The sequence below is a fragment of the Pseudomonas sp. Q11 genome (genome assembly GCF_024494355.1).
GTDB lineage: Bacteria > Pseudomonadota > Gammaproteobacteria > Pseudomonadales > Pseudomonadaceae > Aquipseudomonas > Aquipseudomonas hefeiensis.
This window is the reverse complement of record NZ_JAKNQY010000018.1, coordinates 1-21,725: the sequence shown is the minus strand read 5'-3', so window position 1 is coordinate 21,725 and position 21,725 is coordinate 1. Positions and strand designations below refer to the sequence as shown.

The 21,725-nt window shown below is 61.9% G+C and carries 23 protein-coding genes; 18 read left to right on the top strand and 5 right to left on the bottom strand.

What is annotated here, in order from left to right; all coding sequences use genetic code 11:
• Positions 1–223: 223 nt before the first annotated feature.
• From mpl to MA884_RS18645, 3 genes are read left to right on the top strand one after another with little or no spacing between them, the layout of a single operon-like run.
• Positions 224–1,573 (top strand): UDP-N-acetylmuramate:L-alanyl-gamma-D-glutamyl-meso-diaminopimelate ligase, encoded by a 1,350-nt coding sequence (gene mpl / locus MA884_RS18655; protein ID WP_256231885.1) that lies wholly within the window; start codon positions 224–226, stop codon positions 1,571–1,573.
• Positions 1,570–2,217, top strand: a complete 648-nt coding sequence (ubiX, locus tag MA884_RS18650) for a flavin prenyltransferase UbiX (RefSeq protein WP_256231884.1) — start codon at positions 1,570–1,572, stop codon at positions 2,215–2,217. The genes mpl and ubiX overlap by 4 nt, the downstream gene beginning before the upstream one ends.
• Entirely contained in the window at positions 2,210–2,494 is a 285-nt protein-coding gene (locus MA884_RS18645) for a YceK/YidQ family lipoprotein (protein ID WP_047229479.1), read from the top strand. Before ubiX ends, MA884_RS18645 begins: the two co-directional genes overlap by 8 nt.
• 146 nt (positions 2,495–2,640) lie before the next feature.
• On the opposite strand, the gene MA884_RS18640 is transcribed toward MA884_RS18645, so the two are convergent.
• The 3 genes from MA884_RS18640 to MA884_RS18630 all read right to left on the bottom strand — a co-directional run bounded on the left by MA884_RS18640 (position 2,641) and on the right by MA884_RS18630 (position 5,581).
• On the bottom strand, positions 2,641–3,282 hold the full coding sequence (locus MA884_RS18640) for an oxidoreductase (protein ID WP_256231883.1): 642 nt from the start codon (positions 3,280–3,282) through the stop codon (positions 2,641–2,643).
• A gap of 27 nt (positions 3,283–3,309) precedes the next feature.
• A complete protein-coding gene (locus MA884_RS18635) occupies positions 3,310–5,028 on the bottom strand; it encodes a C13 family peptidase (RefSeq protein WP_256231882.1) in 1,719 nt (572 codons plus the stop codon).
• Between the two features lie 97 nt (positions 5,029–5,125).
• Positions 5,126–5,581: a MaoC family dehydratase gene (locus tag MA884_RS18630; RefSeq protein ID WP_092394624.1), complete on the bottom strand. Its 456-nt coding sequence runs from the start codon at positions 5,579–5,581 to the stop codon at positions 5,126–5,128.
• A 194-nt stretch (positions 5,582–5,775) separates the two neighbouring features.
• On the opposite strand from MA884_RS18630, the gene MA884_RS18625 reads away from it, so the two are divergent.
• Genes MA884_RS18625 through MA884_RS18615 form a run of 3 tightly spaced genes read left to right on the top strand, consistent with a single transcriptional unit; the run spans position 5,776 to position 7,455 of the window.
• Positions 5,776–6,141, top strand: coding sequence for a CidA/LrgA family protein (locus MA884_RS18625; protein ID WP_256231881.1), 366 nt, complete (start codon positions 5,776–5,778; stop codon positions 6,139–6,141).
• Positions 6,138–6,854, top strand: coding sequence for an LrgB family protein (locus MA884_RS18620; RefSeq protein ID WP_186658615.1), 717 nt, complete (start codon positions 6,138–6,140; stop codon positions 6,852–6,854). Before MA884_RS18625 ends, MA884_RS18620 begins: the two co-directional genes overlap by 4 nt.
• 10 nt (positions 6,855–6,864) lie before the next feature.
• Positions 6,865–7,455: an LON peptidase substrate-binding domain-containing protein gene (locus MA884_RS18615; RefSeq protein ID WP_256231880.1), complete on the top strand. Its 591-nt coding sequence runs from the start codon at positions 6,865–6,867 to the stop codon at positions 7,453–7,455.
• Between the two features lie 208 nt (positions 7,456–7,663).
• Here the strand turns inward: MA884_RS18615 and MA884_RS18610 are convergent, their stop codons facing one another.
• Positions 7,664–8,980, bottom strand: a complete 1,317-nt coding sequence (locus MA884_RS18610; RefSeq protein WP_256231879.1) for a bifunctional DedA family/phosphatase PAP2 family protein — start codon at positions 8,978–8,980, stop codon at positions 7,664–7,666.
• Positions 8,981–9,157: 177 nt separating this feature from the next.
• The gene (locus MA884_RS18605) at positions 9,158–9,838 is read right to left on the bottom strand and encodes a DNA-3-methyladenine glycosylase (protein ID WP_256231878.1); all 681 of its coding nucleotides are present in this window, start codon (positions 9,836–9,838) and stop codon (positions 9,158–9,160) included.
• Between the two features lie 186 nt (positions 9,839–10,024).
• On the opposite strand from MA884_RS18605, the gene MA884_RS18600 reads away from it, so the two are divergent.
• The 12 genes from MA884_RS18600 (at position 10,025) to lipA (ending at position 21,493) form a co-directional block, all read left to right on the top strand.
• Positions 10,025–11,296: a glutamate-5-semialdehyde dehydrogenase gene (locus tag MA884_RS18600; protein WP_256231877.1), complete on the top strand. Its 1,272-nt coding sequence runs from the start codon at positions 10,025–10,027 to the stop codon at positions 11,294–11,296.
• 28 nt (positions 11,297–11,324) lie between these two features.
• Positions 11,325–11,999, top strand: coding sequence for a nicotinate-nucleotide adenylyltransferase (gene nadD / locus MA884_RS18595; protein ID WP_256231876.1), 675 nt, complete (start codon positions 11,325–11,327; stop codon positions 11,997–11,999).
• Positions 12,000–12,071: 72 nt separating this feature from the next.
• Positions 12,072–12,566, top strand: a complete 495-nt coding sequence (rsfS, locus tag MA884_RS18590) for a ribosome silencing factor (RefSeq protein ID WP_256231875.1) — start codon at positions 12,072–12,074, stop codon at positions 12,564–12,566.
• 9 nt (positions 12,567–12,575) lie between these two features.
• A complete protein-coding gene (gene rlmH / locus MA884_RS18585; RefSeq protein WP_003185785.1) occupies positions 12,576–13,043 on the top strand; it encodes a 23S rRNA (pseudouridine(1915)-N(3))-methyltransferase RlmH in 468 nt (155 codons plus the stop codon).
• Positions 13,044–13,053: 10 nt separating this feature from the next.
• Complete coding sequence (gene mrdA, locus MA884_RS18580) at positions 13,054–14,949, top strand: penicillin-binding protein 2 (protein ID WP_256231874.1); 1,896 nt, start codon at positions 13,054–13,056, stop codon at positions 14,947–14,949.
• Between the two features lie 31 nt (positions 14,950–14,980).
• Positions 14,981–16,084 (top strand): rod shape-determining protein RodA, encoded by a 1,104-nt coding sequence (gene rodA / locus MA884_RS18575; RefSeq protein ID WP_047229517.1) that lies wholly within the window; start codon positions 14,981–14,983, stop codon positions 16,082–16,084.
• Positions 16,085–16,101: 17 nt separating this feature from the next.
• On the top strand, positions 16,102–17,112 hold the full coding sequence (gene mltB / locus MA884_RS18570; RefSeq protein WP_256231873.1) for a lytic murein transglycosylase B: 1,011 nt from the start codon (positions 16,102–16,104) through the stop codon (positions 17,110–17,112).
• The gene (locus tag MA884_RS18565; RefSeq protein WP_256231872.1) at positions 17,112–18,137 is read left to right on the top strand and encodes a septal ring lytic transglycosylase RlpA family protein; all 1,026 of its coding nucleotides are present in this window, start codon (positions 17,112–17,114) and stop codon (positions 18,135–18,137) included. The genes mltB and MA884_RS18565 overlap by 1 nt, the downstream gene beginning before the upstream one ends.
• 170 nt (positions 18,138–18,307) lie before the next feature.
• On the top strand, positions 18,308–19,465 hold the full coding sequence (locus MA884_RS18560; protein ID WP_256231871.1) for a D-alanyl-D-alanine carboxypeptidase family protein: 1,158 nt from the start codon (positions 18,308–18,310) through the stop codon (positions 19,463–19,465).
• Between the two features lie 81 nt (positions 19,466–19,546).
• Positions 19,547–19,822, top strand: a complete 276-nt coding sequence (locus MA884_RS18555; protein ID WP_047229495.1) for a DUF493 domain-containing protein — start codon at positions 19,547–19,549, stop codon at positions 19,820–19,822.
• Entirely contained in the window at positions 19,822–20,469 is a 648-nt protein-coding gene (lipB, locus tag MA884_RS18550; protein ID WP_256231869.1) for a lipoyl(octanoyl) transferase LipB, read from the top strand. The genes MA884_RS18555 and lipB overlap by 1 nt, the downstream gene beginning before the upstream one ends.
• Before the next feature lie 25 nt (positions 20,470–20,494).
• Positions 20,495–21,493 carry a lipoyl synthase gene (gene lipA / locus MA884_RS18545; RefSeq protein ID WP_256231953.1) on the top strand — a complete coding sequence of 333 codons (999 nt, stop codon included), beginning with the start codon at positions 20,495–20,497 and terminating at the stop codon, positions 21,491–21,493.
• The last annotated feature ends 232 nt before the right edge of the window (positions 21,494–21,725 follow it).

Genomic DNA, 21,725 nt, shown 5'->3' with positions numbered 1-21,725 from the left:
CAGTTGACCGAGTCCCTTCAGGAGTAATGCGGTCCAACCGTGGGAGCGAGCCTGCTCGCGATGGCGGCGGCACATTCAGCATCAATGCAAACTGACCCACCACTATCGCGAGCAGGCTCGCTCCCACAGGGGATTCGCGCTGTCCTGATGGTTGCAGTTCGAAACACAAGGTGCGATTTCCCCCTCCCTACGCTAACCTGCGGCCATGTTTACGAGGTCGACTATGCACATCCATATTCTCGGTATTTGCGGCACTTTCATGGGTTCGATGGCGGTATTGGCCAAGGAGCTGGGCCATCACGTGACTGGTTCCGACGCCAACGTCTACCCGCCGATGAGCACGCAGCTGGAGGCCCAGGGCATTGAGCTGACCCAAGGCTACGACCCGGCGCAACTGGACCCGGCGCCGGACCTGGTGGTCATCGGCAACGCCATGTCCCGTGGCAATCAGGCGGTTGAATACGTGCTCAACAAAGGCCTGCCTTACGTGTCCGGCCCGCAATGGCTGGCCGATCATGTGTTGCAGGGCCGTTGGGTCCTGGCCGTGGCCGGCACCCATGGCAAGACCACCACCAGCAGCATGCTCGCCTGGGTTCTGGAGCACGCGGGCATGAGCCCGGGCTTTTTGATCGGCGGCGTGCCGCAGAATTTCTCGGTGTCGGCACGCCTGGGCGGAACGCCGTTCTTCGTGATCGAGGCCGACGAATACGACAGCGCGTTCTTCGACAAACGTTCGAAGTTTGTCCACTACCGCCCACGTACCGCGATCCTCAACAACCTTGAGTTCGATCACGCCGACATCTTCCCCGATCTGCCAGCCATCGAGCGGCAATTCCACCATTTGGTGCGCACCATCCCGAGTGAAGGCCTGGTGATCCATCCGACCACAGAGCCGGCCTTGCAGCGCGTCATCGAGATGGGCTGCTGGACCCCGGTGCAAACGACCGGTGCCGGTGGGCAGTGGCAAGTGAAGCTGCTCAAGGAGGACGGTTCGCAGTTCGAAGTCATGTTCGAAGGCGTGGCCCAAGGCGTGGTCGATTGGGACATGACCGGTCAGCACAACGTCGCCAACGCTCTGGCCACTCTGGCGGCGGCCCGTCATGTCGGCGTGGTGCCGTCCATGGGCATCGCTGCGCTGAGTGCGTTCAAAAGCGTGAAGCGGCGGATGGAAAAGGTCGCTGAAGTGCGCGGCATCACCATCTATGACGACTTCGCCCACCACCCGACGGCCATCGCCACCACCCTCGACGGCTTGCGCAAGCGTATCGGCGATGCACCGCTGATCGCCATCATCGAGCCGCGTTCCAACTCCATGAAACTCGGCGCCCACCGCGACGGCCTGCCGGAAAGCGTGGTGGATGCCGATCAGGTGATCTGGTACGCGCCGGCTAACCTGGGCTGGGACCTGGGCGCCATTGCCGCGTTGTGCACGGTGCCGTCGATTGTCAGTGATTCGCTGGAAGGCATCATCGAGCGCGTGAAGAGCCAGGCCCAGCCCGGCACTCATGTGGTGATCATGAGCAATGGCGGCTTTGGCGGCCTGCACGGCAAACTGGCCGAGGCACTGAAATGAACACGCGCCTGGAGAGTAATGGCCCCGAACGCGTCACCCTGGCGATGACCGGTGCTTCCGGCGCCCAGTACGGCTTGCGCCTGCTCGATTGTCTGGTGCGCGAAGACCGCGAGGTGCATTTCCTCATCTCCAAGGCGGCGCAATTGGTGATGGCTACCGAGACCGACGTTACCCTGCCGGGCAAGACCCAGATGATGCAGGCCTTCCTCACCGAATACACCGGTGCGGCGGCGGGGCAGATTCGCGTGTACGGCAAGGAAGACTGGATGTCGCCAGTGGCCTCGGGCTCCGGCGCGCCAGCGGCGATGGTGGTGGTGCCGTGTTCCACCGGCACGCTCTCGGCGATTGCCACCGGGGCCTGCAACAATCTGATCGAACGCGCCGCCGACGTGACGCTCAAGGAGCGCCGCCAGTTGATCCTGGTGCCGCGCGAGGCGCCATATTCGAGCATTCATCTGGAGCACATGCTCAAGCTGTCGAACATGGGTGTGACGATTCTGCCGGCCTCGCCGGGTTTTTATCACCAGCCACAGACCATCGATGACCTGATCGATTTTGTGGTCGCGCGGATTCTCAATCTGCTGAACATCCCCCAGGACATGCTGCCGCGCTGGGGCGAGTACCATTTGAGCAGTGATGAATAAGCTGCTGGTGGTATTGCTGGCGCTGCAACTGACCGGCTGCGCCACCGCCCGCACCCTGGACGCCGCCAAGCCCGGCGCGCCGGTGGTGTATGCGGGCACGCGCCTGGACTTGTATGCGCTTAACGGTGGCTGTTGCGCCAAGGACCGCTTTGGCGCCGAAGCGCCGCGTTACCCAGGCGTGGATCTGCCGGCCAGTGCGTTGCTCGATACCTTGTTATTGCCGTTGTCGTTGCTGACGGTGATTGGCGTGGGGTTTCAGGCTACGGGTGGGTTGTAACCAGCGCTACAATCCAACATGGATGTAAGCTGGTCCACCGCTATCGCGAGCAGGCTCGCTCCCACATTGGTACGCATTCCTTCTGAAGAACTCGGTCAACTGTGGGAGCGAGCCTGCTCGCGATGGCGTCCGCCCAGGCGCCGCAATTATTTGCCCAACTTACGCAACTCATCCGACTCCACCACCCGCACCCCTTCCTGTTCTTCCAGGGCCAGGCGCCACATGGCGCGGGCCAGTTGGCAGGCTTCGATGCCGTGGTACTTGCCGGGGATCAGCCGCGACAAGGGGCCGGCCAGTTGTTCGGCCAGCCGCGGTTCGGTGCGTTCGCCCAATAGCAGGGAAGGGCGGCAGAGGGTCAGTTGCGGCCAGTCCTGGGCCTTGAGGGCGGCTTCCATTTCGCCTTTGACCCGGTTGTAGAAGATCGAAGAGGTTGGGTCAGCCCCCAGCGCGCTGATCACGATCAGGTGCCTTGCGCCCAGCTCCCGGGCGCGCTTGGCGAAGGCCACCACCAGGTCCAGGTCCACCGCGCGAAATGCCTGTTCCGAGCCGGCCTTCTTGATGGTCGTGCCAAGGCAGCAAAAAGCGATGTCCACCTGGCCGCTGAGGCGAGACAGCAGTTCGGTCGGTTCACCGACCGGGTTTTCCAGGTGTGGATGCTCGGCCAGCGGCCGGCGTGAAGGCGCCAATACACGTGTGATGGTCGGCTCGTTGAGCAGCCGGTCCAGTAGATGTTCCCCGGTCAGCCCGGTAGCTCCGGCAAGCAAAACATGCTGAGGCGTCAAGTACATAGTGTTTCCCCCTTGATACGATTCAGCTTAGTTGCTCTTTTGGGCCTCGTCGTTCAATGCCGTACTTTGCAATGCTTTTCGCGCTTGTTGCTTGCGCAATAGCTGCCAGTGGGAAAGGACGGTCCTGGGCGCCCAGATCTGCGGCTCGGAAGCTTCGAAATTGTCCGCCTGTTCCCTCTCGGCAACGGTGGCCTTGGCTCGCTTGAAGGCTTGTTCAAGATCGTCGGTCTGGTTCAGTGCCTGGGCGAACAGGGCGTCGCCGAAGTAGGTGAAGTTGGCCTCCTCGGAGCAGCCGAAAGACACCCGGTCGGCGCGCGAAGCGGTCATGATCAAGGTGCGTTCATTCTTGAGCGCCGGGATGAACCCGCCGGAATAACACGCCGAAATCACCACGATCTTGTCGCGATCCTTCAGCGGCGCCAGCACCGCGGCCAGTTCATCGGCGGGCAGGTCGGCCAGCTCCATGCGCGGCTGGTCGAGCACCAGTTCGTGTTCGCTGGTGCCGTGGCTGGTCAGGTAGATGAAGATCAGGTCTTCCGGGCCGCTGCGTTCGGCCAGGGTGCTGGCGGCGCGGCGCAGGCTTTCGCGAGTGGCCATGGGCCGGTCACCGAGGTGATCGCGGTGGTTGACCAGACGGATCTGGCCGAACGCGCCAAAACGGCTGTTGAGCATGTTGGCGACGTAGTCGGATTCGCGCAGGAACACACTCTGCTTGCCGTCGCCACCCACCGTCAGGCTGTACAGCTCCACCGCCTGTGTCGAGGCCGGGATATTGGCCAGGGCATCTTCCAGCAGACGACCCTGGGCCAAGAGGCCGAGTTCGAGCACATCCGGCAGTAGCCGGCCGCCAGCGTCACGCACTCGCAGGCCGTTGGTCCAGGTGCCGCTTTGCACGGTGCCATCGGTCAGTGCCAGGGTGCCGCGCCCGTGGTAGGTGTCGTTCTCGAACTGGCCGATATAAAAACTGCCGTCGGGCAGGTTCAGCCGGCCCTGGCCGCTAAAGCGCCAGTCATTGAATTGACCCAGGTAGTGGCTGCCATCGGCGCCGATCAGTTGACCCTTGCCGGTGAGCGCGCCTTCCTTGAACTGGCCGATCCAGACATCGCCGTCGGCATTTTCATAGCGACCGCGACCGCTGAGCTGGTTGTTCTTGAAACCGCCGATGTAGACATCGCCCTCGGCGCTGTTGAAGGTGCCCTTGCCCTGGAGCTGGCCGTCGACGAAATTTCCGGTGAACTGGTTGCCGCTGGCGTCGAAACGCTGGCCTTCACCGTTGGGCTTGCCGTTGACGAACGGGCCCTGGTATTGGCTGCCGTCCTCAAGCTCCAGGCGCCCGAAGCCGGAATAGCGGTCGGCCTTGAATTCGCCGCGGTAGATCATGCCGTGTTCTTTGAGCGCACCTTCACCGTCGCGCCGGCCTTGCTTGAAGCCGCCGGTGTAGCTGCTGGTGGGCGTGGTCAGGCTGCCCTGGCCGTTGAACAGGCCCTGCTGGAACTGGCCGCGATAGACCTCGCCATTGCTGCCGTGCCATTCCCCGGTGCCGTGCCACTGGCCTTTGTCGAACTGCCCGGCGTACCAACTGCCGTTGGGGTAGTCGACACGTCCTTGGCCTTGCAGCAATCCGTCCACCAGCTCGCCGCGATAGCGTCCGCCGTCAGGCAGGCGCGCGTCGGGTGGCAACAGCGATTCGCCGTCGCCGCAAGCGGTGAGTAGGAGGGTCAGGGCCAAGAGGGCAAATGAGCGCATAACGGGATCCAGGTAATCAGGTCACGAGTATGCCGCAGCTATGCGCGTCAGGAGAAGCGATGCGAAACTGCCGCGGCGGCTTCGCATCCACGAGGGGCTACACGAAGCAGAGCGACAGGGGTTCAGCGATATAGGCCGGTTTGTCCGAACCCTCGATTTCCAGGGTGGCGGTGGCCTTGAGCAGCCATTGGCCGGGTTTCTTCTCGGTAACGTCCACCAGGTCGACCTTGAGGCGGACCTTGGAGTCGACTTTCACCGGCTGGATGAAACGCACGCTGTCCAGCCCGTAGTTGACGACCATCTTCACGCCTTCGGGCAGAATCAGGATGTCCTCCATCAGTTTGGGCATCAGCGACAGCGACAGGAAACCGTGGGCGATGGTGCTGCCGAACGGTGTCTGCGCGGCCTTGACCGGATCGACGTGGATGAACTGAAAGTCGCCAGTGGCTTCGGCGAACAGGTTAATGCGCTCCTGATCGATGGTAAGCCATTCGGAACGTCCAAGTTCCTTGCCGACATAATCTTTGAGCGCTGCAACGGGAACATAGGGCATTGAGACTCTCCTTGGGTTCATCGGTTTTGTCTTTTTTGGAACGGGGATCGGCGTCCCCGGAGAACCACTGTAGATCAACATGACGGGCAGGGAAGGTCATCGACCATGCTTTTTACGAATGCCGACCCATAGCGCGGGCGTGCTTATAATGCGCGCGCATTGTTTGAGTACGTGTTGTAGGGGAGAGGTGAAGGATGTTGCTACGGGGCCTGACCTGGCTGGTGCTGTTCCAATTGCTGGGCACTGCCATCAATCATTTGTTCCTGCCGGTGCTGCCGGGGCCGATCATTGGCCTGCTGTTGCTGCTGGGCTATCTGGTCGTCCGTGGTGAAGTCGGCGAGCCATTGAACCTGGCTGCCGGTAGCCTGCTGCGTTACTTGCCGTTGCTGCTGGTGCCGCCAGCGGTGGGGGTGATGGTGTACGCCCGGGCCATTGCTGCCGATTTCTGGGCCATTGTCGGTGCGCTGGTGCTGTCGTTGATCCTGTCCATGGCGTTTACCGGCGTGCTGATGCAACGCCTGGCCAGGCGTCACGCACCCGAGTCGGAGGATGGGCAATGATGCTTGATTGGCAGGGCGCCTGGAGTTCGGTGATCCATCATCCGCTGTTCGGTATCGGCATTACCCTGGGCGCCTATCAACTGGTGCTGGCAGCGTTCGAAAAGACCCGCTGGGTGTTCCTGCAGCCGGTGCTGATGTCGATGTTGCTGCTGATCGGTGTGCTGGTCGGCTGCGGCATCAGCTACGCCGAGTACCGTGAGAGCACGGAAATTCTCAGCATTCTGCTGGGGCCGGCCACCGTCGCGCTGGCGGTGCCCTTGTACCTGAACCTGCGACGGATCCGGCAATTGTTCTGGCCAATTTTTACTACGCTGGTGATAGGCGGGGTGTTCGCCACGGCCTCTGCGGTGGTGTTGGGCTGGGCTTTTGGTGCCGAACACATGATCCTGATGACCATGGCGCCCAAGTCGGTGACTTCACCGATCGCCATGCTGGTGGCCGAGCAGATCGGCGGCGTAGCGGCCATGGCGGCGGTGTTTGTGTTGATCACCGGGGTGCTCGGGGCGATTCTGGGCCCGAGCATTCTGACGAAGCTGGGTGTCCATAGCCCTGAAGCCCGAGGCATGGCCCTGGGCCTGACCGCTCACGCGGTTGGCACGTCCGTGGCGTTGCAGGAAAGCGAAGAATCCGGCGCCTTTGCGGCGCTGGCGATGAGTCTGATGGGCGTGGCCACGGCGGTGTTGCTGCCGTTGGTGGTGTCGATGACGGTTTAAGGAACTGCTTATGAGCTTGCCGCTTTTCCCGTTGAACACGGTACTGTTCCCCGGTTGCATCCTCGATTTGCAGATTTTCGAGGCGCGTTACCTCGACATGATCGGTCGCTGCATGAAAATGGGCGAGGGGTTCGGGGTGGTGTGCATCCTCGATGGCGAGGAAGTCGGCATCGCCCCTGACGGCTTTGCGCGGGTGGGCTGTGAAGCGCGAATCACCGATTTCTCTCAGCAGGACAACGGTCTGCTGGGCATTCGCGTGCAGGGTGGACGACGTTTTATCGTACACCGCAGCAGTGTCCAGGCCGATCAACTGACCGTCGCTGAAGTCGAGTGGCTGGAGGAAGAACCGGAACAACCGCTGCAGGAAGAGGATGCCGACCTGGTGGCGCTGCTCAAGGCCCTGGCCGAACACCCGATGGTCGAAGCCCTGAACATGGGCACCGAAGCCACCGGCCAGCAGTCGCTCGCCAATCAACTGGCCTACCTGCTGCCCTTCAATGAGCTGGACAAGCTCGACCTGCTGCAACTCGATGACCCTCAGCAGCGGCTGGATGCAATCCAGGTTCTGCTCGATGAGTTACAGGGCGAACTCTTCGCCTGACCCCATTCATATTTCACTGAACAACACTGATCCCTTGTGGGAGCGGGCTTGCTCGCGAAAGCGGTGGGTCAGTCACCGTCCATTTTGCTGACCCGACGCCATCGCGAGCAGGCTCGCTCCCACAGTTGATCTTCAGTGCCCACAAAGGGTCGTTTCACGGCAGATTCCCTGTGGGAGCGAGCCTGCTCGCGATAGCTGCCTGCCGGCTTCAATAGGCATACCGCAGCAGCCCATTGGGCAGATGCCGCAATGCGAAGAAGCTGAACGCCGCCACCATCGCCGGCAGGATCAACCACCAGATTTTCGGCGGCATGGCCGGCAGCGGGGTTTGGCGCTGGATCAGCCACAGCACCGCCGCGCAGACGCAGGCGGCGAGCATGGCGCCGGCGACGATGTCGCTCGGCCAATGGGCGCCGAGGTACACCCGCGACAGGGCAATGGCCAACGCCGGCAAACAGCCCAGCAACAGCCAGGTCAGGCGCAGGCGGGGCGGTTGCCCGCGACCGGCCAGGACGGCCAGGGCCAGGAACAGGGCAAAGGCGCCGGAAGCATGACCGCTGGGCATGCTGTAGCTGGTCAGCGGTTCGGTCAGGATCTCCGGGCGTACACGGGCAAAAAAGTGCTTGGTGCCGGTATTGGCCAGGGCGGTGAGCAGCAGCGTGGCCCCAGCAAAGATTGCCTGGCGCCATTGGCGCGCCAGCAAGAGCAATCCGGTCAGCAGGGCGCTGAAAATCAACATGTAGTGGAATTCGCCGATCAGCGTGAAGGTCACGGCGATTTCGTCAAGGGTCGGGCTGCGATGCTCCTGGACCAGAGCCACCAGCCCCTGATCGAACGCTGTGAGGTAGCGAAAACCGATGAACAGCCCGATCAGAATCAACAGGCCCAGGCCTGCAATCAGCGCCGCGGCATGCCGATGGCGCCGCAGGCTGCTGTTGACACTCAACCCGATCATCACCGCGATGCTGCCAATCACGACGCCGGCCTGCGGCCAGAAACCTTCGGGCAACGGCAGACGGATCGCTGCACCAGTGGCCCAGCCTGGCAGCAGATACGCCACGCTCCAGCCGGCGGCGGCCAGCAGACTGACGGCGGCGAAGCGCGGGAAGGGCATGTCGAACATCCCGGCCACCATCGGCAACATTGGCCGTAACGGGCCGATGAAGCGCCCCACCAGCAGGCTGGCGATGCCATAGCGCTGGAAATAGCTTTCTGCCGCGCCCATCCATTCGGGGTGATGCCGCAGCCCCGGCAGGCGCCGGATGTTCTGGTGAAAATGCCTGCCCAGGAAATACGACACCAAGTCCCCCAGCAAACCGCCCAGCAGGCCCAGCAGCAATGTCTCGCCCAGCGACAACGCGCCGCTGCCGGCCAGTACCGCGACCGCAAACAACAGCACCGTACCCGGCACGAGCAGCCCGGCGATGGCCAGGCACTCCACACACGCAACGATAAACACCGCCGCCGCCAGCCATTGCGGATTAGCGGTCAGCCAGCCGGTGATGCTATCGAGCCATGGGCCCATAAAAACAACTCCATTGAATAGTGATGGGCATGCATTTTTTACTGTGGGGAGAGCTTGTGGGAGCAAAGCTTGCTCGCGACGAACGATGACGCGACCTTACTGTTGATCCGTGTCGCCTGCATCGCGGGCAAGCCTTGCTCCCACAAGCCTGCTCCCACAGGGGGATGCGGTATTTCATCAGGGCAACAAAAAATAATCCCGCCCTTCGACCTGTCCGCGACGCAGCGGGTTCCGCGTGCACCAGGGTGCGTAAGCGGCGTCGACGAAGCGGTAGAGCAGGTGTTCATCCCGTCCCAGTGGGATGCCCAGGCGGGTGGTCTGGATCACATTGACCGTCGGCACGCCCACGTCTTCCACCAGCAAGCGTTCGGGGTCGAAGCGTTTGGCGTCCCACTGCGGCACTTTCAGCCCAAGGGCCTTGCACAACAAAGTCTGGCCGGCGCAAAGCTTTTGCGAGGGGCGCGGGCGACCTTGGGCGTCGGGATTGTTGAGCAGCATCTGCGCCAGGCTCGCCGGCCCGGAAATAGTGTCGACCCATGGGTACGCCGATTTGATCAGCACCGCATTACCGGGGCCCTGGGCGCTGAAATTCAGTGAATCGCCACCCCGGGCGTAATACATATAGATGTGGCCGCCATCCAGAAACAAAGCCTTACGTTTTTCCGTGTAACCCAGCGAAGCGTGGCTGCCCTTTTCGGCGAAGTAATAGGCTTCGGTTTCGATGATTCGCGCGCTGAGCCACAAATCACCGACCTTGTGACGAATGACTTTACCCAGCAGGTCCCGGGCGAGCACCTGGGCATCGCGATCAAAAAAACCGTGGGGCAGGGCGTTTGGCAGTGGCGGCGAATCGGTCATGGCGGGGGACGAAGTGAGGCCAAAGGAAGCGCGATGATAGCAATGGAAAGCTTAATCAGCGCTGAACAGCGACTATTTGCGCAGGATTTGATCTTCCGCCGGTCACCACTGTGAGTCCACGCTGTTAGTCGAGGGATACGACAGCTATAATCTGCCGCTTTCCCCTTTGCCAAGACTACACAGACCATGACTGAGTCCGTTCTTGACTACATGACCCGCCTGGGTCGCGCCGCTCGCCAGGCGTCGCGCATCATCGGCCGTGCCAGCACCGCGCAGAAAAACCGCGCTCTGCAGGCCGCCGCCAATGCGCTGGACGCTGCTCGCGCCGAGTTGTCCGCCGCCAATGAGCTGGACCTGGCCGCCGGCCGGGCCAACGGCCTAGAGCCGGCCATGCTCGAACGCCTGGCGCTGACCCCGGCGCGCATCGACGGCATGATCGTCGGTCTGCGCCAGGTCGCGGCGCTGCCGGACCCGGTCGGGGCGATCCGGGACATGAGCTATCGGCCGTCGGGTATCCAGGTCGGCAAGATGCGCGTGCCCCTGGGTGTGGTCGGCATCATCTACGAGTCGCGACCGAATGTGACCATCGATGCCGCGAGCCTGTGCCTTAAGTCGGGTAACGCGACCATCCTGCGCGGTGGTTCCGAGGCCATCCATTCCAACCGCGCGATTGCCGCCTGCATCCAGCGCGGCCTGGCGGAAGCCGATCTGCCGGCTGCCGTGGTACAAGTGGTGGAAACCACTGACCGCGCCGCGGTCGGCGCACTGATCACCATGCCCGAGTTCGTCGACGTCATCGTGCCTCGTGGCGGCAAGGGCCTGATCGAACGGGTCAGCCGCGACGCTCGCGTGCCGGTGATCAAGCACCTCGACGGCATCTGCCACGTTTACGTCAGCGCCCACGCCGAGTTGCCCAAGGCCCAGCGTATTGCCTTCAACGCCAAGACTTACCGCTATGGCATCTGCGGCGCGATGGAAACCCTGCTGGTGGATCAGGCCGTGGCCCAGGACTTCCTGCCGGCGATGGCCGCCCAGTTCCGCGAAAAAGGCGTCGAGCTGCGCGGTTGCGAGCGTACCCGGGCGATCATCGAGGCCGTTGCGGCCACGGAAGAAGACTGGGACACCGAGTACCTGGCGCCAATCCTGTCGATCCGCGTGGTCGACGGGCTGGACCAGGCCATCGAACACATCAACCGCCACGGCTCGCACCACACCGATTCGATCGTCAGTGAGCACCAAAGCGAAACCCGGCGTTTCGTGACCGAAGTGGACTCGGCGTCAGTGATGATCAACACCCCGACTTGTTTCGCCGACGGCTTCGAATACGGATTGGGTGCCGAGATCGGCATTTCTACTGATAAGCTGCACGCCCGTGGCCCGGTGGGCCTCGAAGGCTTGACCTGCGAGAAGTACATCGTGGTCGGTGACGGCCAGTTGCGTGGACAGGAGCCGGTCTGACTTGGGCGATCTCGACCCACGGGCCTCTATGACTACGACCGCTGTGACGGCGACCACCGCGCCAAAGCGCATCGGCATCCTGGGCGGCACGTTCGACCCGGTGCACATCGGCCATTTGCGCGGTGCGCTGGAAGTCGCCGATGCCCTGGCGCTCGATGAGCTACGCCTGACGCCCAGCGCCAGGCCGCCTCACCGGGATACGCCGCAGGTATCGGCCCAGGACCGTCTGGCGATGGTCGAGTGCGCGGTGGCCGGTGTGGCGCCGTTGGTGGTGGACGCCCGCGAATTGCTGCGGGACAAACCGTCCTACACCATGGATACCCTGGAGCTGATGCGCGCCGAACTGGCCGCCGATGCCCAGGTTTTTCTGCTTTTGGGCTGGGACGCATTTTGCGGCCTGCCCACTTGGCATCGCTGGGAAGAGTTGCTCCAGCATTGCCACATCCTGGTGTTGCAACGCCCGGATGCCGACAGCGAGCCGCCGGATGCCTTGCGCAACTTGCTGGCGGCGCGCTCGGTGAGCGACCCGCTGGCCCTGAAAGGGCCGAGCGGACAGATTGCATTCGTCTGGCAGACGCCGCTCGCGGTTTCCGCCACCCAGATCCGTCAACTGCTGGCCAGCGGTAAGTCGGTACGTTTCCTGGTGCCCGACGCGGTCCTGGCCTACATCGATGCGCACGGGCTGTACCGTGCGTCGAACTGAAAAAGGGCGCGCTTCAAGGCACGTGAATGCGTGTAGCGAAGCGCCCGAACATACGAGCAAAACGAGTTTTATATGACTGACAAAGACGTAAGCAAAGTAAAGCGCAAAGGCACCTTCAAGAGCGCGCCGCTGCCAGTGGAGGTTCAAACCGGCCCCGAGCTGCGCGGCGAAGAACTGGTCAAGGTGGCCGTAGCCGCCCTGGAAGACGTGAAGGGCCAGGATATTCAGGTCATCGACGTTCGTGAAAAGCAGAGCATCACGGACTACATGATCATCGCCACCGGTACGTCCAACCGCCAGATCGGCGCGATGCTGGATAAGGTTCGCGAAGCGGTCAAGGCCCAGGGCGTCAAGCCATTGGGTGAAGAAGGCAAGGGCGACAGCGACTGGGTGTTGCTGGATATGGACGATGTCATCGTGCACATGATGACCGCCTCGGCACGCCAGTTCTATGACCTGGAGCGCCTGTGGGCCGGTGCCGAGCAGAGCCGTTCGGCGAGCGCTGCGCACCACAGCCCGGAAAACACCCATGAGCATTTCAACAAGCTCAACAAAGACCAGCAATAAGGGATCGCTGTGCGACTGCGCCTGATCGCCGTCGGTTCCCGCATGCCCAAGTGGGTGGAAGAAGGCTGGCATGAATATGCCAAGCGTCTTCCTTCCGAGCTGGCGCTGGAACTGGTGGAAATTCCGCTCAACACTCGCGGCAAGAACGCCGATGTGGCGCGCTTTATCCGTCAGGAAGGCGAAGCCATGCTGGCCAAGGTCGGGCCGAACGAGCGGATCGTTACGCTCGAAGTGCACGGCAAGCCTTGGAGCACCGAGCAGCTGGCGGTCGAACTCGATCGCTGGCGGCTGGACTCGCGCACGGTCAACTTCATGGTCGGTGGCCCGGAAGGGTTGGCGCCGGAGGTTTGTGCCCGGGCCGATCAGCGCTGGTCGTTGTCGCCGTTGACGTTGCCGCACCCGCTGGTGCGGATTCTGATCGGCGAACAGTTGTATCGTGCCTGGACAGTCCTGTCCGGGCACCCTTACCACAAGTAATCCTGCCCTCATGCCTCAGCCGATCCGCATCAAGGACCACGAAAAAGACGCCCGCCTGGTGCGTGGTCGTGTTGTGTTCGGTGCAATTGCGGTCGTGGCGCTGATTGGTGTGCTGATCGCGCGACTGTATTTCCTCCAGGTGATTCAGTACGAGTACCACTCGACCCTGTCGGAAAACAATCGCGTGCATGTGCAGCCGATTCCGCCGACTCGCGGGTTGATTTTCGACCGCAACGGCGTGGTGGTGGCCGATAACCGGCCCAGCTTCAGCCTGAGCGTGACCCGTGAGCGGTCCGGGGATTGGCAGAAGGTGCTCGACGTGATCGTCGAAGTGCTGCAACTGACACCCGAGGACCGGGCGATTTTCGAGAAGCGCATGCGCCAGGGGCGACGCCCGTTCGAGCCGGTGCCGATCCTGTTCGAGCTGACCGAAGAGCAGATCGCCCTGATCGCCGTGAACCAGTTCCGCCTGCCGGGCGTTGAGGTGGTGGCGCAGTTGGTGCGTCACTATCCCCAGGGGGCGCATTTCGCCCACTCGGTTGGCTACATGGGGCGGATCAACGAAAAAGAGCTCAAGAACCTCGATCCGGTCAATTACAGCGGTACCCACCACATTGGCAAGACCGGTATCGAGCGCTTCTACGAGGCCGAGCTGCACGGCCAGGTGGGCTATGAGGAAGTCGAGACCAACGCCCGTGGCCGCGTGTTGCGGGTGCTCAAGCGCACCGACCCGATCCCCGGCAAGGACATCGTCCTGAGCCTGGACATCAAGTTGCAGGAAGCCGCCGAAGCCGCGCTGGGCGGGCGTCGCGGCGCTGTCGTGGCGCTGGACCCGAACACCGGCGAGGTCTTGGCGATGGTCAGCCAGCCGAGTTTCGACCCGAACCTGTTCGTCACCGGCATCAGTTTCAAGGCCTATGCCGAGCTGCGCGACTCCATCGACCGGCCACTGTTCAACCGCGTGCTGCGCGGCCTCTATCCGCCAGGTTCGACCATCAAGCCGGCCGTGGCGATTGCCGGACTGGACTCGGGTGTGATCACCGCTTCCAGCCGGGTCTACGACCCCGGCTATTACCAACTGCCGAACTACGACCACAAGTACCGCAACTGGAACCGCTCCGGCGACGGGTACGTGGACCTGGAAACGGCGATCATGCGGTCCAACGACACCTATTTCTATGACCTGGCCCATAAGCTGGGGATCGACCGGCTGGCGTCCTACATGGGCAAGTTCGGGCTCGGTCAGAAAGTATCCCTGGACATGTTCGAAGAGTCGCCGGGCCTGATGCCGTCCCGGGAGTGGAAGCGGGCGACCCGACGCCAGCCGTGGTTCCCGGGTGAGACGCTGATCCTCGGAATCGGCCAGGGCTACATGCAGGCGACGCCGCTGCAACTGGCCCAGGCCACGGCCCTGGTGGCGAGCAAAGGCAAGTGGTATCGCCCGCACCTGGCCAAGACCATCGAAGGCCAGAAGCCCGTGGACCCCAACCCGGTGCCGGACATCATCCTGCGTAATCCGTCGGACTGGCAGAAGGTCAATATCGGCATGCAGCAGGTGATGCATGGTGCCCGGGGCACCGCGCGCAAGGCTGCCATCGGCGCGCAATACCGGATCGCCGGCAAGAGCGGTACGGCCCAGGTGGTCGCGATCAAGCAGGGCGAGAAGTACGACCGCTCCAAGGTTCAGGAACGCCACCGGGACCACGCCTTGTTCGTTGGTTTCGCGCCGGCCGAAAACCCGAAGATCGTCGTGGCGGTGATGGTCGAGAACGGCGAGTCCGGTTCCGGCGTCGCCGCGCCGGTGGTGCGCCAGATCATGGACGCCTGGCTGCTGGATGAACACGGCCAGCTCAAGCCCGAATACGCAAGCCCCATCACTGCGGAGGCTACGGCCCGTGAAGAATAATTTCGACCGGATCCTCTCCAGCGAAGATGTGATGCGTCGTCGCGCCACCCTGCTGCAGCGCATGCACATCGATGGCCCGTTGTTGATCCTGCTGCTGACACTGGCCGCCGGCAGCCTGTTCGTGCTGTATTCGGCCAGCGGCAAGAACTGGGACCTGCTGGCCAAGCAGGCCACTTCATTCGGCATCGGCCTGGTGTCGATGATCTTCATCGCCCAACTGGAGCCTCGGTTCATGGCGCGCTGGGTGCCACTGGCCTATGTGGGCGGGGTGGTCTTGTTGGTGATCGTGGACATCATGGGCCATAACGCCATGGGTGCGACACGCTGGATCAACATCCCCGGAGTGATTCGCTTCCAGCCTTCCGAGTTCCTGAAAATCATCATGCCGGCGACCATCGCCTGGTATTTGTCCAAGCGTACCTTGCCACCACAGCTCAAGCATGTGGGCATCAGCCTGCTGCTCATTGGAGTCCCGTTCATCCTGATCGTGCGCCAGCCGGATCTCGGCACCTCGTTGCTGATCCTGGCCGGCGGCGCCTTCGTGCTGTTCATGGGCGGGTTGCGCTGGCGCTGGATCCTCAGCGTGATCGCTGCCGCCGTGCCGGTGTCCGTGGCCATGTGGTACTTCGTGATGCACGATTACCAGAAGCAGCGGGTCCTGACGTTCCTCGATCCGGAGAGCGATCCGCTGGGCACCGGCTGGAACATCATCCAGTCCAAGGCCGCCATCGGCTCCGGCGGGGTGTTCGGCAAAGGGTGGTTGCTGGGTACCCAGTCGCACCTGGACTTTCTGCCGGAAAGCCACACCGACTTCATCATCGCCGTGTTGGGCGAAGAGTTCGGCCTGGTGGGTATTTGCGTGTTGCTGCTGATCTACCTGTTGTTGATCGGCCGTGGCCTGGTGATTACGGCCCAGGCCCAGACATTGTTCGGCAAATTGCTCGCGGGCAGTCTGACCATGACGTTTTTTGTTTATGTTTTCGTCAATATCGGTATGGTCAGTGGCCTGTTGCCGGTGGTGGGGGTGCCGTTGCCATTCATTAGCTACGGAGGAACTTCGCTGGTGACGCTACTGTCAGCGTTTGGGGTTTTGATGTCGATCCATACCCATCGCAAGTGGATCGCGCAGGTTTGAATAAGGTGAAGAGTTCAATGCAAGCAATGCGTGGCTGGTCGACGCGATATGCGCCATGGGTCGGCCTGGTCGGCCTCCTGGGCGGTGCGTCGCACGCCCTGGCCGGCGAATATGAAGGTTCGCCGCAAGTAGCCGAATTCGTTGGTGAGATGACCCGCGACTACGGTTTTGCCGGTGAACAACTGATGGGCGTGTTCCGCGAGGCTCAGCGCAAGCAGTCGATCCTCGACGCGATCTCCCGGCCTGCCGAGCGGGTCAAGCAGTGGAGCGAGTACCGGCCGATGTTCATCTCCGAGGCACGCATCGCCCGGGGTGTGGACTTCTGGCGCCAGCACGAGGCCGTGCTGGCTCGCGCCGAGCAGGAGTATGGCGTGCCGGCCCAGGTCATCGTGTCTATTATTGGTGTCGAGACCTTTTTTGGGCGCAATACCGGGAATTTCCGGGTGGTCGATGCGCTGTCGACCCTGGGCTTCGATTATCCGCCGCGCGCCGAGTTCTTTCGCAAGGAACTGCGCGAGTTCCTGCTGCTGGCCCGCGAGGAACAGGTCGATCCGTTGACCCTCAAGGGTTCCTACGCCGGGGCCATGGGCCTGCCGCAGTTCATGCCCAGCAGTTTCCGGGCCTACGCGGTGGACTTCGACGGCGATGGCCACATTAATATCTGGACCAACCCGACCGACGCCATCGGCAGTGTTGCCAGCTATTTCAAGCGCCACGGCTGGGAGTCTGGCGAGCCGGTGGTCAGCCGTGCAGACGTGCGTGGTGACCAGGTCGACGAGGGCCTGACCACAGGCATCGAGCCGGCGAAAACCGTCGGGGAGTTGCGGGCGCTGGGTTGGTCGAGTCATGATGCGCTGCGTGACGACATGCTAGTCACCGCGATTCGCCTGGAAGGCGAACAAGGTCCCGAGTACTGGATGGGCCTGAAGAATTTCTACGCGATCACGCGTTATAACCGCAGTGTGATGTACGCCATGGCCGTGCATCAGCTGTCTGAAGAGCTGGTCAAAGCACGGGGCGTCAAATAATGCGGGCACTGCCTACCTATCAACCCCTGAAAGCCGGACCCCTGAAACTGGTAGCGCTGGCTGCGCTGTCGTTGCTGGTTGTCAGTTGCTCCACCAGTCGCCCGCCGGCCCAGAAAAGCTCCACTGCCGTGCGCGCCACACCAGGCCTGGACATCAACCGGGCCCACAAGGACGGCGCGCCGTGGTGGGACGTGGATGTTTCACGCATTCCCGACGCCACGCCAACCCTGCACACCGGGCCGTACAAGGCCAATCCGTACACGGTGCTGGGCAAGACATATTTCCCGATGGCCGAATCCAAGCGTTACGTCGCTTCGGGCACGGCGTCCTGGTATGGCACCAAGTTCCACGGCCAGAACACTGCCAATGGCGAGGTGTATGACCTGTATGGCATGAGCGCGGCCCACAAGACCTTGCCACTGCCCAGTTATGTGCGGGTGACTAACCTGGACAACAACAGGACGGTGATCCTGCGGGTCAATGACCGTGGGCCGTTCTATTCCGACCGCATCATCGACCTGTCGTATGCGGCGGCGAAAAAACTCGGTTACGCTGAAAGCGGCACCGCGCGAGTCAAGGTCGAAGGCATCGATCCGCAGGAATGGTGGGCAAAGCGAGGCCGTCCGGCGCCTTTGATGCTCAACGAGCCGAAAGTGGCGCAAAATGCCGCGCCGACCGTGAAGGCTTCCACCGGTACGGTCGAGCAATGGTCCCCACCGCCGCAGCAACACGCCGCGACCGTGGTGCCTGTGCCGATCGACGCAAAAAAAAACGCTTCTGCAACAGCGTCTGGCCAGTATCTGCAAGTCGGCGCGTTCGCCAACCCGGACGCTGCCGAACTGTTGAGATCCAAGCTCAGCTCGATGGTCAGCGCGCCGGTGTTCATCAGTTCCATCGTGCGCAACCAGCAGACACTGCATCGGGTACGCCTGGGACCGATCGGTTCGCCGGATGAAGTCCAGCAGGTGCAGAACAGTGTACGCCTGGCCAATCTCGGTTCGCCGAGCGTAGTCAGCGCGGAATGATTTGATCGAAGGCCCGCGAGTCGTTGGAGCGGGCCAGGTTGTTGGCTCTACGAATAACAAAAGCCCGGCAAGGGATGTGAGTGAGCAACTTAAATACGCGGCGACCCGTTAGAAGGTTGCCTGTTTAGTATTGCCTTCGGGCAGTTTCCATTAGCGATTTCGAGAGACGGATGAACATCACCACCTTTGCCAAACGCCTTTGCCTGCTAGTCCCGCTGCTTCTCTCACCTGCTGCGTTCGCGGTCGAGATGATGCCCGCGCCCCCTCAATTGGCCGCCAAATCCTTTGTGCTCATGGATGCCAGCAGTGGCGAGGTCCTGGTGGAGAACAACGGTGACCAGCGCCTGCCACCGGCCAGCCTGACCAAACTGATGACCGCTTACATCGCCACCCTGGAAATCCGTCGCGGCCAGATCGGTGAAAACGATCCGGTGACCGTCAGCGAAAATGCCTGGCGCACCGGCGGTTCGCGGATGTTCATCAAGGTCGGTTCGCAAGTGACCGTCAGCGACCTGCTGCACGGCATTATCATCCAGTCCGGCAACGACGCCAGCGTCGCCCTGGCCGAGCACATCGCCGGCAGCGAAGATGCGTTCGCCGACATGATGAACAAAACCGCCACCGACCTGGGCCTGACCAACAGCCACTTCATGAACCCGACCGGCTTGCCGAACCCGGAGCATTACTCCTCGGCTCACGACATGGCGATCCTGGCGCGAGCGATCATTCACGAAGACCCGGCGCACTACGCTATCTACTCCCAGAAGGAATTCTTCTGGAACAACATCAAGCAGCCTAACCGCAACCTGCTGTTGTGGCGCGACAAGACTGTCGATGGCCTGAAGACCGGCCACACCGAAGAGGCTGGCTATTGCATGGTGTCTTCGGCCGTTCGTGACGGCATGCGCCTGATCGCCGTGGTTTTCGGCACCAACAGCGAAGTGTCCCGTGCCGCCGAAACCCAGAAGCTCCTGACCTACGGTTTCCGCTTCTTCGAAACCCAGACCTTCTACCAGAAGGGCACCGAACTGGCTCAGGCCCAAGTGTGGAAAGGCACTACCAATCAGGTGAAGGCCGGTCTGGCTCAGGACCTGACCATGACCCTGCCAAAAGGCCAGCTCAAAAAGCTGGTCGCCACCATGACCATGAACCCGCAAATGATCGCGCCAATCGCCAAGGGCGACGTGATCGGCAAGGTGGAAGTCAAACTGGACGACAAAGTGGTGCACAGCGCCGACCTGATCGCGCTGGACGCGGTCGAGGAAGGTGGTATCTTCCGCCGCATGTGGGATAGCATCCGTCTATTCTTCTACGGCTTGTTCAACTGATTGAAGTGTTGACCTGCATGGCCCCGTTCCTTTCCGGTGCGGGGCCATGTGCGTTATCACGGCTTACGAGGCCGTTACGCCATGACAGACTCAGAAGTAAAGGCGCCAAAGATCGAGTTTCCTTGCGAGGATTATCCGATCAAGGTAATCGGCGACACCGGTGTGGGTTTCAAGGACAAGATCATCGCGATTCTTGAAAAGCACGCCACCGTTGATCACAAGACCCTGGCCGAACGCCAGAGTACCAACGGCAAGTACACGACGATTCAGCTGCACATCATTGCCACCGGTCAGGAACAGCTGTACGACATCAACAGCGAGTTGCGAGCGACCGGGTTCGTACACATGGTGTTGTGATGCCGGGCACGCTGGGCTTTCGCGAGCTGGGCCAGATGGCTTACGAGCCGGTCTGGCATGCCATGCAACGCTTTACCAACGACCGCGGTACCACCGCCGGCGATGAAGTCTGGCTGGTGGAACACCCACCGGTGTTCACCCAGGGCCAGGCCGGCAAGGCCGAACACCTGTTACTGCCAGGAGATATCCCGGTGGTGAAGACCGACCGCGGTGGCCAGGTGACCTACCATGGCCCCGGCCAGTTGGTGGCTTATCTGTTGCTGGACGTACGCAAGCTGGGGTTCGGCGTGCGCGAGCTGGTCACCCGCATGGAGACCTGCCTGGTCGAACTGCTGGCCAGCTACGGCGTGACAGCGGCGGCCAAGCCGGATGCTCCGGGTGTCTACGTCGACGGGGCGAAAATCGCCTCCCTGGGTTTGCGCATCCGCCACGGTTGTTCCTTTCATGGCCTGGCGTTGAACGTGGACATGGATATGGAGCCGTTTCGACGGATTAATCCCTGTGGCTATGCGGGGCTGGCAATGACCCAGCTGCGCGATCACACAGGATCGATTGAATTTGCCGAGGTAAGTGCCCGGCTGCGCGCGCAGCTCGTCAAACACCTCGACTACGCTGAGCAGACGACCCTCACGGGCGGAATCGACTGATATGACTACTGATGCTGTGCAAACCATGATCCCGACGCTGGATGTTACCGAGCGTCCCGCCCCGCGTACCAAGGTCGAGGCCGGCGTAAAGCTGCGCGGCGCCGAGAAAGTTGCACGCATCCCGGTCAAGATCATCCCGACCACCGAACTGCCGAAGAAACCCGACTGGATTCGCGTGCGCATCCCGGTTTCGCCGGAAGTCGACCGCATCAAGGCACTGCTGCGCAAACACAAACTGCACAGTGTCTGTGAAGAAGCGTCCTGCCCGAACCTGGGGGAGTGCTTCTCTGGCGGCACCGCCACGTTCATGATCATGGGCGACATCTGCACCCGTCGCTGCCCGTTCTGTGACGTCGGCCATGGCCGACCGAAGCCATTGGACGTGAACGAACCAGAAAGCCTGGCCATTGCCATCGCCGACCTCAAGCTCAAGTACGTGGTCATCACCTCGGTGGACCGCGACGACCTGCGTGACGGCGGTGCCCAGCACTTTGCCGACTGCATCCGCGAGATCCGCAAGCTGTCGCCGAACGTGCAGCTTGAGACTTTGGTGCCGGACTATCGCGGCCGCATGGACATCGCGTTGCAAATCACCGCCGCCGAGCCGCCGGATGTCTTCAACCACAACCTGGAAACCGTACCGCGCCTGTACAAGGCTGCGCGTCCGGGTTCGGACTACCAGTGGTCGCTGACCCTGCTGCAGCGCTTCAAGCAGATGATGCCGCACATTCCGACCAAGTCCGGCTTGATGCTGGGCCTGGGGGAAACCGACGAAGAAGTTATCGAAGTCATGAAGCGCATGCGCGAGCACGACATCGATATGCTGACCCTGGGCCAGTATCTGCAGCCTTCGCGTAGTCACTTGCCGGTGGAGCGTTTTGTGCACCCGGATACCTTTGCCTGGTTTGCTGAGGAGGGGTACAAGATGGGCTTCAAGAACGTGGCTTCGGGGCCGTTGGTGCGGTCTTCGTATCATGCGGATGAGCAGGCGAAGTTGGTTAAGGCTGAGTTGCTCGGGTCTTGATTTTCTTGCGTTGATTTTTGGAGTGGTGTGTATATCCGTTTCTTCGGTAACGGCTACTTATGGTTCCGCCCTTACGGCGGGTCACTTTTGGAAAAGCGCCAAAAGTAACCAAAAACGCTTTGCCCCACCACTCGGTGCCTCGCTCAGGCTCGGCATGCCTTCACTCCGGCATTGGTTCGTGGGCCCGCCGCGAAGGGCCATCCATGGCCCAGCGCGGCTAACCCGGCATCCA

Excerpts from the sequence above, each read along its gene's own strand:
- mpl (WP_256231885.1), top strand. The coding sequence starts at position 224 with ATGCACATCCATATTCTCGGTATTTGCGGCACTTTCATGGGTTCGATG.
- ubiX (WP_256231884.1), top strand. The coding sequence starts at position 1,570 with ATGAACACGCGCCTGGAGAGTAATGGCCCCGAACGCGTCACCCTGGCG.
- MA884_RS18645 (WP_047229479.1), top strand. The coding sequence starts at position 2,210 with ATGAATAAGCTGCTGGTGGTATTGCTGGCGCTGCAACTGACCGGCTGC.
- MA884_RS18640 (WP_256231883.1), bottom strand. The coding sequence starts at position 3,282 with ATGTACTTGACGCCTCAGCATGTTTTGCTTGCCGGAGCTACCGGGCTG.
- MA884_RS18635 (WP_256231882.1), bottom strand. The coding sequence starts at position 5,028 with ATGCGCTCATTTGCCCTCTTGGCCCTGACCCTCCTACTCACCGCTTGC.
- MA884_RS18630 (WP_092394624.1), bottom strand. The coding sequence starts at position 5,581 with ATGCCCTATGTTCCCGTTGCAGCGCTCAAAGATTATGTCGGCAAGGAA.
- MA884_RS18625 (WP_256231881.1), top strand. The coding sequence starts at position 5,776 with ATGTTGCTACGGGGCCTGACCTGGCTGGTGCTGTTCCAATTGCTGGGC.
- MA884_RS18620 (WP_186658615.1), top strand. The coding sequence starts at position 6,138 with ATGATGCTTGATTGGCAGGGCGCCTGGAGTTCGGTGATCCATCATCCG.
- MA884_RS18615 (WP_256231880.1), top strand. The coding sequence starts at position 6,865 with ATGAGCTTGCCGCTTTTCCCGTTGAACACGGTACTGTTCCCCGGTTGC.
- MA884_RS18610 (WP_256231879.1), bottom strand. The coding sequence starts at position 8,980 with ATGGGCCCATGGCTCGATAGCATCACCGGCTGGCTGACCGCTAATCCG.
- MA884_RS18605 (WP_256231878.1), bottom strand. The coding sequence starts at position 9,838 with ATGACCGATTCGCCGCCACTGCCAAACGCCCTGCCCCACGGTTTTTTT.
- MA884_RS18600 (WP_256231877.1), top strand. The coding sequence starts at position 10,025 with ATGACTGAGTCCGTTCTTGACTACATGACCCGCCTGGGTCGCGCCGCT.
- nadD (WP_256231876.1), top strand. The coding sequence starts at position 11,325 with ATGACTACGACCGCTGTGACGGCGACCACCGCGCCAAAGCGCATCGGC.
- rsfS (WP_256231875.1), top strand. The coding sequence starts at position 12,072 with ATGACTGACAAAGACGTAAGCAAAGTAAAGCGCAAAGGCACCTTCAAG.
- mrdA (WP_256231874.1), top strand. The coding sequence starts at position 13,054 with ATGCCTCAGCCGATCCGCATCAAGGACCACGAAAAAGACGCCCGCCTG.
- rodA (WP_047229517.1), top strand. The coding sequence starts at position 14,981 with ATGCGTCGTCGCGCCACCCTGCTGCAGCGCATGCACATCGATGGCCCG.
- mltB (WP_256231873.1), top strand. The coding sequence starts at position 16,102 with ATGCAAGCAATGCGTGGCTGGTCGACGCGATATGCGCCATGGGTCGGC.
- MA884_RS18565 (WP_256231872.1), top strand. The coding sequence starts at position 17,112 with ATGCGGGCACTGCCTACCTATCAACCCCTGAAAGCCGGACCCCTGAAA.
- MA884_RS18560 (WP_256231871.1), top strand. The coding sequence starts at position 18,308 with ATGAACATCACCACCTTTGCCAAACGCCTTTGCCTGCTAGTCCCGCTG.
- MA884_RS18555 (WP_047229495.1), top strand. The coding sequence starts at position 19,547 with ATGACAGACTCAGAAGTAAAGGCGCCAAAGATCGAGTTTCCTTGCGAG.
- lipB (WP_256231869.1), top strand. The coding sequence starts at position 19,822 with ATGCCGGGCACGCTGGGCTTTCGCGAGCTGGGCCAGATGGCTTACGAG.
- lipA (WP_256231953.1), top strand. The coding sequence starts at position 20,495 with ATGATCCCGACGCTGGATGTTACCGAGCGTCCCGCCCCGCGTACCAAG.